9 protein-coding genes are annotated in these 14245 nt (G+C 68.0%); 5 read left to right on the top strand and 4 right to left on the bottom strand.

Annotated features, from left to right (window positions below):
• Window positions 1-110: 110 nt before the first annotated feature.
• Together QN345_RS08320 and QN345_RS08315 are read left to right on the top strand one after the other, a co-directional pair.
• Window positions 111-740, top strand: coding sequence for a TetR/AcrR family transcriptional regulator (locus QN345_RS08320; protein ID WP_322189408.1), 630 nt, complete (start codon window positions 111-113; stop codon window positions 738-740).
• Window positions 741-990: 250 nt separating this feature from the next.
• Complete coding sequence (locus tag QN345_RS08315; RefSeq protein ID WP_322189409.1) at window positions 991-3897, top strand: aminotransferase; 2907 nt, start codon at window positions 991-993, stop codon at window positions 3895-3897.
• A gap of 5 nt (window positions 3898-3902) precedes the next feature.
• On the opposite strand, the gene QN345_RS08310 is transcribed toward QN345_RS08315, so the two are convergent.
• Window positions 3903-4385: an Lrp/AsnC family transcriptional regulator gene (locus QN345_RS08310; RefSeq protein WP_322136462.1), complete on the bottom strand. Its 483-nt coding sequence runs from the start codon at window positions 4383-4385 to the stop codon at window positions 3903-3905.
• Between the two features lie 143 nt (window positions 4386-4528).
• Entirely contained in the window at window positions 4529-5971 is a 1443-nt protein-coding gene (locus QN345_RS08305) for a helix-turn-helix domain-containing protein (protein WP_322189410.1), read from the bottom strand.
• 187 nt (window positions 5972-6158) lie between these two features.
• Here QN345_RS08305 and QN345_RS08300 point away from each other — a divergent pair, with 187 nt between their 5' ends.
• On the top strand, window positions 6159-8009 hold the full coding sequence (locus QN345_RS08300; protein WP_322189411.1) for a phosphoenolpyruvate carboxykinase (GTP): 1851 nt from the start codon (window positions 6159-6161) through the stop codon (window positions 8007-8009).
• Between the two features lie 52 nt (window positions 8010-8061).
• On the opposite strand, the gene QN345_RS08295 is transcribed toward QN345_RS08300, so the two are convergent.
• The gene (locus tag QN345_RS08295; RefSeq protein ID WP_322189412.1) at window positions 8062-8634 is read right to left on the bottom strand and encodes a TetR/AcrR family transcriptional regulator; all 573 of its coding nucleotides are present in this window, start codon (window positions 8632-8634) and stop codon (window positions 8062-8064) included.
• Between the two features lie 57 nt (window positions 8635-8691).
• Between QN345_RS08295 and QN345_RS08290 the strand changes: the two genes are divergently transcribed.
• A complete protein-coding gene (locus QN345_RS08290) occupies window positions 8692-10182 on the top strand; it encodes an MFS transporter (RefSeq protein WP_322189413.1) in 1491 nt (496 codons plus the stop codon).
• Window positions 10183-10348: 166 nt separating this feature from the next.
• Entirely contained in the window at window positions 10349-13462 is a 3114-nt protein-coding gene (locus QN345_RS08285) for an alpha-mannosidase (protein WP_322189414.1), read from the top strand.
• Window positions 13463-13563: 101 nt separating this feature from the next.
• Here the strand turns inward: QN345_RS08285 and QN345_RS08280 are convergent.
• The coding region (locus tag QN345_RS08280; RefSeq protein ID WP_323508563.1) for an ABC transporter ATP-binding protein at window positions 13564-14245 on the bottom strand (682 nt) is incomplete at its 5' end.

Raw genomic sequence — 14245 nt, 5'->3', positions numbered from 1 at the left:
GCTGCAAGGCGTCTCCTGGGGTGCCGGGAACGGCGGTCGAAGGAAGGATAGGGAGCTAGTTGATCACTTGATCAATAAGCCCGAGGCAAAACTATATACACTGAGGTGCGATGTCAACCCTTCCGAGCCGCGCCAAGCGTAAGTCCGGTCCCGAGCGCGCCTCCGAGATCGCGCGCACGGCCCGCGAGATCGCCCGCTACGACGGTCTCGACGCCATCACGCTCCGCGCGATCGCGGCCCGGGTCGGCGTCACACCCGCCCTGGTCAGCCACTATGAACCGAGCACGGAGGGCCTCGTCGCGACGACCTTCGGCTCGATCGCCGGCGCCGAGCTCGCGGAGATCACGAAGGAGCTTTCGGCGCTCCCGACTTCCGTCGAGGCGCTGCGCGCGCTGATCGACACGCTCCTCGGCCCCGACCGCAGCGCGGTGACGACCGTGTGGCTCGACGCCTGGAGCGTCGGGCGACGCAACATCGCCCTGGCCCGTGAGGTCGGTGTGCAGATGGATGCCTGGCAGGCGTTCCTGGTGGCCCTCCTGAACCGGGGCTGCGCGCGTGGCGAGTTCGCGGTCGCCGACAGCGGCGCACTGGCCTGGCAGCTGCTCGCGATCATCGACGGCATCAACGCGCACGCGGTCGTGCGCTACGGCGACGCCCGCGGCCAGCGCGACCTTGTGCGCACCGTCGCGGAGCACGAACTCGGCCTCCCGGCGGGCGCGCTCGCCCCCGCGCCCGCCTGACCGTCGCCCCGCTTCGATGGCGTGCTGACCTCTGACGGTTACGGTATGCAAAAATCATGCACATGGACCTCGGGCTAATGATTTGTCACCATATTGACTAATTCCGTGACATTTATGAAATGCTGAAGCCATGGATTGACCCTCCCTTCGCCGGAATCAAGACACCAGCCCAAGGTCGCGAAGTCGTACGATTCGCCGTCGACGAGTTCGCCCACAGGAAATTCACACGGATCGGCTGAAACACACCACAATGACGAACTACAACTTCTTCTCCAATCCCTCTCTCCCCAGGCCCTCCGTGACGCAACACGACGCAACATCCGTCGCCAGGGATCTCTTTCACGTGACCGGACACCTCACCGAACTGGGAAGTCAACAGGACCGCAATTTTCTCATCGACGACGGCGAGACGCGTTGGCTCCTCAAATTCTCCAATCCAGCGTTCTCCGCCCAGGAGCTCGAGGCCCAGGATGCTGCAGCGGAACGTGTGAGCCTGGCCGGAATCGACGTTCCTCGAAGCGTCCCTTCGCGCGACGGAGCCGCGATCCGGATCGTTCATGTCGACGACGTCGACCTCCACGTCCGACTCCTGAGCTTCGTCGAAGGGGATGCGCTCACCAGTCGCGGTGCTCTCTCAGTCGTGGAAGCCCGCTCCCTGGGCCACACTGCCGGCCGTCTCGCCGCTTCCCTCGAAGATTTCGTCCACCCCGGCACCGCGCGAGTCACCCAATGGAATCTCCGGATCGCGACGCAGGTCGTGCAGATGTATCTTCCGCACGTGCCGGACCCTGTTCGCCGGGAGCGCGTTCGAGAGGCCGCGGCGCAAGCACAGGCGGCGCTGCAACCGCTCAGCGACAAGCTCCGATCGCAGCCCATCCACGGTGACATCACCGATGACAACGTCGTCACCCGGCACGGCAGCACGCTCGGTGTCATCGACTTCGGCGACATCGCCGACAGCTGGATCGTCGCCGAGCTGGCTGTCACCTGCGCATCCATCCTTCACCACAACCCGCGAACACCGTTGATCATCCTCGAGACGATCGCCGCGTTCGTCACGCATACGCCGTTGGCCGACGACGAGCTCGCTGCGCTCTGGGCCCTCATCGTCCTCAGAACCTGTGTCCTCGTGGTCAGTGGCGAGCAGCAGGTCGCCGTTGACGACGCGAACCACTACGCATCAGAGAATCGTGACCACGAATGGATCGCATTCGAAGCCGCTGAGGGCCTTGACGCTCAGCAGATGTGCGCGTTGATCAGAGCACGCGTGCGCTTCGATCGGCGCAGCGTCATCGAGCGCCCCGAGGCCCTCCTCCTCCAGGCCGCCCCGATGTCCGTCCTTGACTTCTCCGTCACCAACCCGGAACTCAGCGACGGGATCTGGGTGCGCCACGACTCCGAGGCTGCCCTCGCCGCCGCGGTCTTCCGAACATCGGGCACAGCCGTCACGCGCTACGGCGAGTACCGGCTGACGCGCGCGAAGCTGCATTACACGGGGGAAACCGCGACGTTGGCTCTCGGCGTCGAGGTAGTGACTGCACCCGGAACGGTCTTCTCGGCACCGGTCGACGGCTCCGTGCGCATCGAGGGCGACGCACTGGTGTTGGAAGCGAGCGGGTACGAGATCTGGCTCTTCGGGCTCGAACCCGTGGCGCCGGGTCGCGTCAGCGCAGGGCAGCGCATCGGCGCGGCACGCGCGGGAACGGCACGGCCCGAAGCTCCCGTCCACGTCAGGGTCCAACTGTCACGGGTGGCGGGCATCCGCCCAGCCTTCTTCGCTACTCCTGCTGAAGCCGAGATCTGGCAGCGTGTCTACCCAGACCCCTCCCCGCTTCTCGGCATCGACCTTGCTGCACCTGAACTGCTGTCCGGGGATGTTCTCGAGCGGCGTGTTTCGACGTTCGCCGCAGTCCAGGAGCACTACTACACGGAGCCCCCGGAAATTGAACGCGGTTGGCGGGAACACCTCATCGACGTGCACGCTCAGTGCTATCTCGACCTGGTGAATAACGTCGCATTGGCCGGACACGCCCATCCCCGGTTGGTCAAAGCCGTGAGCAATCAATGGTCGCTGCTGAACACCAACTCCCGTTTCAACTACAGCGCATTGCCGCGTTTCACGGAACGGCTTGTGGCCCTGGCTCCAGACGGTCTGGACACCGTCTTCCTCGTGAACAGCGGCAGCGAAGCTGTCGATCTCGCGCTGCGGTTGGCGAAGACCTATACCGGGAATGATGGCGTCCTCGCCTTCCAGGAGGCGTACCACGGCTGGACGGTGGGAGCCGACGCCGTTTCATCCTCCATCGGAGACAACCCGCGTGCGCTGGAAACCCGGCCGGACTGGGTGCACGTCATCGATGCGCCCCACCCCTTCCGCGGCACATACCGCGGCGCCGATTCAGCCGCCCGATACCTGGAAGATCTCGAAGCCCGACTCGGAGTGCTCGATGACGCAGGAACTGGTCTTGCGGCCTTCATCGGGGAACCGGTCTTCGGAAATGCCGGTGGCGTGCTCTTGCCGGACGGGTACCTGGCCGGCGTTTTCGAGAAGGTGAGATCCAGAGGCGGACTCACCATTTCCGACGAGGTGCAGGTCGGATACGGTCGCCTCGGAGAGTATTTCTGGGGGGTCGAACAGCAGGGGGTCATACCGGACATCATCACGATTGCCAAGGGCATGGGCAATGGTCAGCCAGTCGGGGCCGTGATCACACGTCGTGACATCGCCGAGAAATTCGCCGAAGAGGGCAGCATGTTCTCCTCCGCCGGTGGAAGCCCAGTCAGCTGCGTCGTCGGGCTGACCGTGCTCGACATCCTCCACGAGGAAGGCCTGCAGGAGAACGCACGCACTGTCGGAGGCGACCTGAAAGCCAAGCTCGTCACGCTGCAGGGCCGGCACGACATCATCGGCGCTGTGCACGGATTGGGCCTGTATCTGGGCGTCGAGCTTGTACGTGACCTCGATACCCTCGAACCGGCCTCAGTGGAAGCGTCCGAGATCTGCGAGGAACTGCTGCGTGAAGGCTGCATTGTCCAGCCGACCGGAGATTACAAGAACGTCCTCAAAATCAAGCCGCCGCTGAACATCACGACCGAGAGCGTCGACTTCTTCGTAGAGGCACTCGACCGGGTCCTGTCCGCACGGAGCAGACGGTGATCCGGCTATCGCGTACCCCACGTGAATCGATGGGTATGGATGTTGTAATACGAGAACGTCTCACAGCGCGAGACTCCCGGGATCGTGCGGATGCGCCCGTTGATCAATTCGAGGAGTGCGTCAGCGTTGACGGCGATGACCTCGACGAGCAGGTCGTATGAGCCCGCACCGATGACCAGATAGATCACCCCTTCCAGGGCGCCGATTGCGTCAGCGACTGCGTGCACGTCGCCCTCGACCGACAGGTGCAGCATCGCCATTCGCTCGTACCCCAGCTTGAGTGGGTCGGTGACCCCGACGACCTGGACGATCTCACGTTCCTCGAGCCGGCGCACACGAAGACGAGCCCCGCCGGCCGAGAGCCCGACCTGTGCGCCCAACTCCGCATACGTCATTCGTCCATCAGTCTGGAGAGCGACGATCAGAGTCCGATCGATCGCATCGAGCCCGTCGTCGGGCAGCACCGCTTCGGCGTCGTTGTCTGCCATGGATTCCCCCTACCGTGTGAACGTGGTACGAACGTCTCGTACGACGGTAGCGCACGTCCGTCGCTCTGCTGCATGAGCGGACAGATCCTCAGGTGCGAGACATCTCCTACGATGCCCAGGGCGGTTTCGGGACACCGCGCGACTCAGGGCGCCGCGTGGGCCTCGAGGAATTCGTAGACCTCGGTGTCGTCGACGCCGGGGAAGGTGCCGCTCGGCAGGGGCGAGAGCACGTGCGCGTGCAGGCGGGCGCTCGGCCAGGCGTGGCCGGCCCAGTGCGCGGCCAGGTCGGAGGCCGGCCGGCGGCAGCAGGACTCGTCCGGGCAGCGCGACACGGCTCGCTGCACGGTCTCGCGTCCGCGGAACCACTTGGCGTGCACGAACGGCACCCCGACGCTGATCGAGAACTCACCGCCATCCGCCGCCCCGGTCTGGGTGGCCGACCAGAAGGTGCCGGCCGGTGTGTCGGTGTACTGGTAGAACTCGGTCGTGCGGTTGGTGTGCGTGAAGGCGCTGCGGGCACTCCACTGCTTGCAGACGAACTGGCCTTCGATCGAACCGGTGACATCGACCGGCAGCGGCAGGCCGTCGTTCTCGTAGCCCTTCTGCAGGGCGCCGTCGCCGGTGACCCTGAGGAAGTGCAGCGGCATGTCCAGGTGTGAGGTGGCGAGGTTGGTCAGGCGCAGTGCCGCGGCCTCGTGGGTCACCCCGAACGCGTCACGGAAGTCCTCGACCGAGAGCTCGCGCTCGCGTTTCGCGCGCGCGAGGAACGCGACGGACGCGGCAGGCGGCATCAGGCACGCGGCCGCGAAGTAGTTGATCTGGAGCCGCTGCCACAGGAATTCGGCATAGCTCGCCGGGCGCTCGTGCCCGAGCAGCCGGTGCCCCATCGCCTGCAGCGCCATCGACCGCAGCCCGTGCCCGCCGGGAATCGACGCCGGCGGCAGGTAGATCCGGTGGTTGACGAGGTCGGTCACCGAGCGGGTCGAGTTCGGAAGGTCGTTGACATAGATCAGGCTGAAGCCGAGCTGCTCGGCCATCACGCTCACCTCGCGGTGCGTGAGCGCGCCCGAGACGTGACCGGATGCCCGCACCCGGTCCTCGGCGAGCTCCTCGATGTCGGGCATGTAGTTGTTCTGCTCGCGCATGAGCTCGCGCAGCTCGGTGTTCGCCCGCCTGGCCTCCTCCGGCGTCGCGATCGCCTCGCTCGCGCGCCGCGCCAGCTCACGGTGCAACCCGATGAGCGACTCGAGGGCCGTGACGGGCATGCCCTTGGTGACCTTGACCTCTGGCAGGCCGAGTGCACCGTAGAGCGGGTTCTTCTGCGCCCGCGCGAGCTCGATCTCGAGCGCGGCCCGCTTGTTCGGCGCCTCGCCGTTGAGCAGGTCGGCGATCGGAACGCCGAGCACGGTCGCCACGTCCTGCAGGATCGACAATTTCGGTTCCCGCCGGCCGTTTTCGATGAGCGACAGTTGGCTGCCCGCGAGTCCGACCCTCTCGCCCAGCTGGTCGAGGGTGAGGCCGCGCTCGCCGCGATGGTGGCGGATGCGCAGGCCCAGGGTGACGAGGTCAGAGGCTCGAGTCGACATTCCTTAACAATATCTAAAGAAGCATGATTCTTAACAAGAGTTTTTTGATCCAAGAGGGAAGATTGCGCGCATTCTGGTTCTGCAGCACAAAGTTACGGACGACGAGTCACCGACGACAAGCCGGGCGGATGCTTCGATCACGACCGCAGGCATCCGCTGTACACCCCATACCGAGAAAGGCCAGGAGATGACCATCGCCCACTTCCGAGTCACATCCAGCGGAAGCGATTCCGACGACACTGCCGGTACCACGGATCCCAATCTACAGTCCTGGGTGGATTCCATCGCCCGGCTGACCCAGCCGGACGAAGTGATCTGGTGCGACGGTTCGAGCCGGGAGGCCGACGAACTCTCCAAGCAGCTCGTCGCAGAGGGCAAGCTCATCAAGCTGAACCCCGAGTGGCGTCCGAACAGCTACCTCGCCCGGACGAGCCCGTCCGACGTCGCCAGGGTCGAAGACCGCACCTTCATCTGCTCGACGGACCCCGACGACGCCGGCCCCACCAACAACTGGGCCGACCCCGCCGCGATGAAGGACGAGCTGCGCGCCGTCTTCGCCGGCAGCATGCGCGGCCGCACGATGTACGTCGTGCCGTTCTCGATGGGCCCGCTCGGCGGCCCGATCTCCCAGCTGGGCGTCGAGATCACCGACTCGCCATACGTCGTGCTCAACATGGGCATCATGACCCGGATGGGCAACGCCGTCCTCGAGCTGATCGAGGCAGGAGCCCGCTGGGTGCAGACCATCCACAGCGTCGGCTACCCGCTCACGGATGCCGCGGGCGAGACCCGCCCCGACGTCACGTGGCCCTGCAACGACACCAAGTACATCGTGCAGTTCCCCGAGACACGCGAGGTGTGGTCGTACGGCTCGGGCTACGGCGGCAACGCGCTGCTCTCGAAGAAGTCCTTCGCCCTGCGGATCGCGTCGGTGATGGCCCGCGACGAGGGCTGGCTCGCCGAGCACATGCTTCTGATCAAGGTCACCTCGCCGGAGGGACGCGCCGTACACCTCGCGGGCGCCTTCCCCTCCGCCTGCGGCAAGACCAACCTCTCGATGCTGCGCCCGACCATCCCCGGCTGGTCCGTCGAGACGATCGGCGACGACATCGCCTGGCTCCGACCCGGCCCCGACGGCCGCCTCTGGGCGATCAACCCGGAGGCGGGCTTCTTCGGCGTCGCCCCCGGCACCGGCATCGAGACCAACCCGACCGCGGTGCAGACCGTCTGGGGCAACACGATCTTCACGAACGTCGCCCTCCGCGACGACGGTGACGTCTGGTGGGAAGGCCTCACCGCGACCCCGCCGAGTCACCTGATCGACTGGGAGGGCAACGACTGGACGCCCTCGTCGCCGACGCCGGCCGCCCACCCGAACTCCCGCTTCACGGTCGCGGCGGCGCAGTGCCCCTCGATCTCCGACGACTGGGAGGCCGCGGGCGGCGTTCCGATCGACGCGATCCTCTTCGGCGGGCGGCGCGCCACGAACGTGCCCCTCGTCGCCCAGGCCCGCAGCTGGAAGCACGGCGTCTTCATGGGGGCGACGATCTCGTCCGAGAAGACCGCCGCCGCAGAGGGCACCGTCGGTGAACTCCGCCGCGACCCCTTCGCGATGCTCCCGTTCTGCGGCTACAACATGGCCGACTACTGGGCGCACTGGCTGAAGGTCGGCAAGGGCCTCGGCAGCCGCGCCCCCGAGATCTTCCAGGTCAACTGGTTCCGCAAGGGCGCGGACGGCAGCTTCCTCTGGCCCGGCTTCGGCGAGAACTCGCGGGTGATCGAGTGGATCGTGCGCCGCATCGAAGGGTCGACGGATGCCATCGACACTCCGATCGGACGCCTCCCCGCCGCGGGCGCCCTCGACCTTGCCGGTCTCGACCTCTCGGACGAGACCGTGGAGCAGCTGTTCCACATCGACAAGACCAGCTGGCTCGCCGAGTGCGACCTTACCGAGGACTACTTCGCCCAGTTCGGCGACCGGGTCCCCGCTGCGTTGCTCGCCGAACTCTCGAGCGTGCGCTACCACCTCAAGGGGTAGCGGCGGGCCGTCGGGGCCGACCGGCGGCATCCGCTGCCCGGCCCGCCCCGGCTCAGGGGGCGATGAGTTTGCGGGCGGCGGCGACCGCTGCGGCGCGGCGGCGCTCCCGCACGGATGCCTCCGGCGCGCTGCCCGGGGCGGGGAACACCCCGGGGGAGTGCACCCACGACGTCGCGAGCGAGAAGACGAGGGTGACGAGGTCTTCCGGATCCCAGCCGGGGTCGATCTCGCCCCGGGACTGGGCTGCCGCGATCGCGGCCGCCTCCGGGCCGTTGCGCCATTCCGAGGTCGTCGGTAGCAGCGCGGCGGCGCCCTCGAGCCTGGCCCAGTCGAGCATCCGCACGTGCTCGGGGTACTCGACGACGTGGTCGAAGACCCGGCCGACGAAGCCGGGCAGGTCGTCCGTGTCCATAGGGATCGCGGCCATCACGTCGCGCCGGTTGACCTCGAGCACCGCGGTGAACAGGGCGCCCTTGTCGCCGAAGTATGCATAGAGGCGCTCCTTGCTCGCCTTCGCGGCCGTGGCGATGCGGTCGACGCGCGCGCCGGCCAGTCCGTACCGGGCGAACTCGGCCTGGGCTGCATCGAGAATTCGCTCGCGGGTCGCTTCACCGTCACTTCTCATGACTAAGATCATACCTATCCCAACCAACTAGTTCGTTTGAATAGGATTTCTGTCTCGATGAGTTCCCCTGCTCCTGCTCTCTCCGTCTCCTCCCCGCCCCTGCACGATCCCGCAGCTCACCCGCGCCGCTGGTGGCTCCTCGCCGTGCTCGCACTGGCCCAGCTCATGGTCGTGCTCGACGGGACCATCGTCAACATTGCCCTGCCGAAGGCGCAGCTCGCCCTCGGCATGAGCGACGGCGACCGCACCTGGGTCGTCACGATCTACGCCCTCGCCTTCGGCTCGCTGCTGCTGCTCGGCGGCCGCATCGCTGACTACTGGGGCCGCAAGCGCTCCTTCCTCGTCGGGATGGCCGGCTTCGCGCTCGCATCCATGGTCGGCGGCCTCGCAGACACCACCACCCAGCTTCTGATCTCCCGCGGCCTGCAGGGTGCATTCGCCGCCCTGCTCGCCCCGGCCTCTCTCGCGATCCTCACGATCACCTTCCCCGGCGGCAAGGACCGGATCAAGGCCTTCGCCGTCTACGGCGCGATCGGTGGCGGCGGCGCGGCCGTCGGCCTCGTGCTCGGCGGGGTGCTCACCGAGTTCACCAGCTGGAACTGGTGCCTGCTCGTCAACGTGCCGATCGCCCTCGTCGCGATCCTCGCCGCGATCCCGCTGATGCAGGAGAGCCGCGCGCACGGAAATACCCGCTATGACCTGCCCGGCGTGATCCTCATCGTCACCGGCCTCGCCTCACTCGTCTATGGCTTCAGCCAGGCCGAGAACGGCTGGGGGCGGGTCGAGACGATCGGCTTCCTCGCCCTCGGCGTCGTGCTCCTCGTGGCCTTCGTCATCGTCGAGGCCCGGGCGACGAACCCGCTGCTGCCGCTCCGGGTCGTCACCGACCGGGTCCGCGGCGGGGCCTTCCTGGTTTCGCTGCTCACCGGAGCGAGCCTCCTCGGCGGTCTTTTCTTCCTCACCCTGTACTTCCAGATCGTGCTCGGTTACTCGCCGCTGCGTTCCGGGCTCGCCTCACTCCCGATGACGGCGACCATCATGGTCTGCGCGACCGCGCTCTCCGGCATCCTGCCGAAGGTCGGCGTGCGCCTGCCCCTGACGATCGGCCCGGTCATCGCCGCCGCCGGGCTCGCCTGGTTGTCCTTCGTCACTGTCCAGGACGACTACGTGCTGCGTGTGCTGCCGGGTGTCATCCTGCTCGGCATCGGCCTCGCAGCCATCTTCGTACCGCTGCAAAACGTCGCCCTCGCCGGCATCGACGCGCACGACGCGGGCGTGGCCAGCGCCGCGGTGTCCGCGACCCAGCAGATCGGCGGGTCGATCGGCACCGCCCTGTTCACCGCCCTGTACACGGCCGCGATCTCGAGCTACCTGGCCTCGAACCCGGCGACGCCGACCGTTCAGCTCGACGCCTTCGTGAGCGGGTATTCGGTCGCGTTCCTCTGGGCTGCCGGGCTGATCCTGCTCGCCGCTCCGATCTCGTTCTTCATGATCAAGCACTCGAAGGCGGACCTGGTCGGTGCCCCCGAGATCGTGCACCTGGGCTGACCGGGTCTGTGTGCCTCGCGCGTGCTCGGCGTCACCTGGACCGCGCGGGGCTCACTCAGGAGATCCGGCGGGATGCGCAGCCGGGGCCGCGGAACAGTGCGGCAGTTCCGACCAACCGGTGCGGATTTCCTGAGTTCGCCCCCGCGGGCGGTCGTAGGATGCTGGCATGGACGACGAGGCCGCACTGATCCAGAAGCGCATCGACCGGTTCCTCCGCGAACGGCTGCGGCCGGCCGTGTACCGCGCGGTCGTGCCGCTGCAGGTCTCGGCCTGGGTGTCGGCGGCTCCGGTAAAGGATGCCCCCGCGACCTTCGCCGAGGCCGTGCAGCAGTCCTATGCTCCGTTCGCCCCCGGCGAGGCATGGGGCCGCCCCTGGGCGACGGTCTGGTTCCACGCGACGGGCGTGATCCCCGCGGGCTGGGCCGGGCAGCCCGGTACCCGGATCGAGGCCGTCGTCGACCTCGGCTTCACCGACACGACGCCGGGGTTCCAGGCCGAGGGCATCGCCTGGACCGCAGGCGGTGCCGTGATCAAGGGGATCGCACCGCGCAACCGCTCCCTGCCGCTTGCGCCGCTGGTACCGCGACCGTTGGACGCAACGGGCGCCCCGGCATCCGTCGACTTCTACGTCGAGGCGGCCGCCAACCCCGACGTCACCGCGGGCTTCACGTTCGTGCCGACCCGGAACGGCGACCCGGCCACGGCCGGCACCGAACCGCTCTATCGGCTGCGACAGCTCGACCTCGCGCTCCGCGACGACGAGGTCTGGGAGTTACTGCAGGACGTCCTCGCCCTCGACGGTCTCCGCCGTGCCCTGCCGCACGGGTCGACGCGCGCTGCCGGGATCCTGCGCGCCCTCGAGCGCTGTCTCGACGTGCTCGATCCGGATGATGTCTCCGGATCGGCCGCGCGAGGCCGGGCCGTGCTCGCCCCCGCGCTCGCGCAGCCCGCCGCCGCGAGCGCGCACCGGGTGCACGCGGTCGGGCACGCCCACATCGACAGTGCCTGGCTCTGGCCGGTGCGGGAGACCGTGCGCAAGGTCGCCCGCACGTTCTCGAACGTACTGGCCCTGGCCGGGGAGTATCCGGGATTCACCTTCGCCGCGTCATCCGCCCAGCAGTACGCCTGGCTCAAGAAGTACTACCCCGAGCTGTTCGAGCGGGTGCGCGCCCAGGTCGCCGCGGGTGCTTTGGTGCCCGTCGGTGGGATGTGGGTCGAGTCGGACACGAATATGCCCGGCGGGGAATCCCTGGCCAGGCAGTTCGTCGCCGGCAAACGGTTCTTCCTCGAGGAGTTCGGGATCGAGCCGCTCGAGGTCTGGCTGCCGGACTCGTTCGGCTATTCCGCAGCGCTCCCGCAGATCATCGCGGCGGCGGGGTCGCGCTGGTTCCTCACCCAGAAGTCGTCCTGGAACGAGACGAACCCGATGCCGCACCATTCCTTCCGCTGGGAGGGCATCGACGGCACCCGCATCTTCACGCACTTCCCGCCCGTCGACACCTACAGTTCCGACCTCTCCGGCGCGGATCTCGCCCGTGCGGAGACCCAGTATTCCGAGAAGGGCATGGCCAACACCTCGCTCGTCCCCTTCGGCTGGGGCGACGGCGGGGGCGGCCCGACGGTAGAGATGATCGCCGCCGCCCGCCGGACCGCCTCGCTCGAAGGGTCACCGACGGTCGAGCTCTCCACCCCGCGACGGTTCTTCGAGGCCGCAGAGGCCGAGTACCCGGAGGCGCCGATCTGGTCGGGTGAGCTCTACCTCGAGTTCCACCGCGGTACATACACGTCGCAGGCCCGGACCAAACGCGGCAACCGGCGCAGCGAGCATCTGCTGCGGGAGGCCGAGCTCTGGGCCGCGACCGCGAGCATCCGCACCGGGGCCGCCTACCCGTATGACGCGCTCGAGCGGGCCTGGCAGACCGTGCTGCTCCAGCAGTTCCACGACATCCTGCCCGGTTCCTCGATCGCCTGGGTGCACCAGGAGGCCGAACGCCGCTACGCGGAGGTCGCTCGGGACCTCGGTGCGCTCGTCGCGGCATCCGTGACCGCACTCTGCGGCGCCGGCGACCGAACCGTGGCACTCAACGCGGGTCCATACGCCCTGTCCGGTGTGCCAGCCCTCGGTGCCGGTCCGGGCGCGACGGTCAGAAACGACGCGGGCCTGGCGGATGCCCCCGCGACCGTGGCCCGCACGGCGTCCGGTCTGCTCGTGCTCGCGAACGGCCTCGTCAGCGTCTCGATCGACGCCGACGGACTCCTCACCTCCCTCCACGACCTCCTCGCCGACCGGGAACTCATCCCGTCGGGCACCCGCGGCAACCGGCTGCTGCTGCACCGCGACACTCCCACCCAGTGGGACGCCTGGGACATCGACGCCCACTACAAGCGCACGACCGTTCCGCTTGACGCCGCCGTGTCCGTCGAGGTCGTCACCGACACGCCCGCCGAGGCCTGCGTGCGGGTGACGCGGGAGTTCGGCGGTTCCCGACTCGTGCAGGACATCACCCTCGCCGCCGGCTCCCCGGCGCTCGACCTCGCCTTCGACGTGGACTGGCACGAACGCCAGAAGCTCCTGAAGATCGAGTTCCCGTTCGACGTGCACGCCGAACGGGCCGCCTCGGAAATCCAGTTCGGGCACGTCTATCGCCCGACGCACGCGAACACCTCCTGGGACACCGCCCGCTTCGAAACCTGCGCGCACCGCTGGGTGCACGTCGGCGAGCTCGGCTACGGGGTGGCGGTGGCCAACGATTCCACCTACGGCCACGACATGACCCGCACGACGGATGCCGCCGGCCGCGCCACGACGACGGTGCGGCTGTCGCTCCTGCGCGCGGCACTCTTCCCGGACCCCGAGGCCGACCAGGGCAGGCACGCCTTCCGGGTCTCGGTGCGACCGGGCGCGAGCATCGCGGACGCGATCACCGAGGGCTACCGGCTCAATCTCCCGCTGCGCACCGTGACCGGTGTCGCGAGCGACAGCATCGAATCGCTCCTCGAGGTCGACAACCCCGCCATCGTGATCGAGGCGGTCAAGCTCGCCGAAGACCGCAGCGGCGACCTGGTCGTGCGCATCTACGAGGCGCACGGGTCCCGGGCGCGTGCCCGGGTCATCCGCCGCTTCGAGGCAGCGGATGCCTACCCGACCGACCTGCTCGAACGCCGGCGGGCAGAACCCGGCCTTCCGCTCGCGCAAGCGGGCCAGCTTCTCGACATCGAGCTGCGGCCGTTCCAGCTCGTCACCCTCCGCTACCCCCGACCGATTCGACGGAGTTCTTAGGGATCTCGGACCAAGACCGGCCTCCCACGTGGCGGAAGAGCAAGAACTCCGTCGAATTCGTCAGGGGTCAGTGCGGGCACCGGGCGTGCGTCCCGGCGCGGTTAAACGAGCAGCTGGTGCTTGGCGAGCTCGCGATAGAGCGGCGTCGACACGACGAGCTCGGAGTGCGTCCCGGTCCCGATCACCTGGCCGTGGTCGAGCACCACGATCTGGTCGGAGTCGACGACGGTCGAGAGCCGGTGCGCGATCACGATGAGCGTGCGGTCGACGGCGACGGCGTCGATCGCGGCCCGCATCAACTGCTCGTTGACCCCGTCGAGGCTCGAGGTCGACTCGTCGAGCAGCAGGATCGGCGGCGCCGCGAGCAGCGCCCGCGCGATCGCGAGCCGCTGGCGCTCCCCGCCGGAGAGCATCACGCCGGATTCCCCGACGGCAGCGCCGAGCCCGGCCGGGTCGCGCTCGAGCACCTCGCCGAGGTTGACCGCGTGGAGTACGGCGATGCACTCCTCGTCGGTCGCATCCGGCGCCGAGAGCACGAGGTTGTCGCGCAGCGAGCCGGCGAGCACGGGGGCGTCCTGCTCGACGTAGCCGATCTGCGACCGCAGCGCCGTGCGATCCAGGGTGCGGATGTCCAGCCCACCCAGTCGGACGACGCCCGCGTTCGGGTCGTAGAACCGTTCGATGAGCGCCAGAATGGTGCTCTTCCCGGCGCCGACATCACCCCGGAGAAGGTGGAGTAGATCGGAATGGTCGTCTTGAGGGGCTTGACGTAGTGCGGGGCGA

This window comes from Cryobacterium sp. 10I1 (assembly GCF_035019805.1).
Taxonomy (GTDB): Bacteria; Actinomycetota; Actinomycetes; order Actinomycetales; family Microbacteriaceae; genus Cryobacterium; species Cryobacterium glucosi.
The sequence above is the reverse complement of the archived record's forward strand: the minus strand, read 5'-3'. Positions and strand labels throughout refer to the sequence as shown.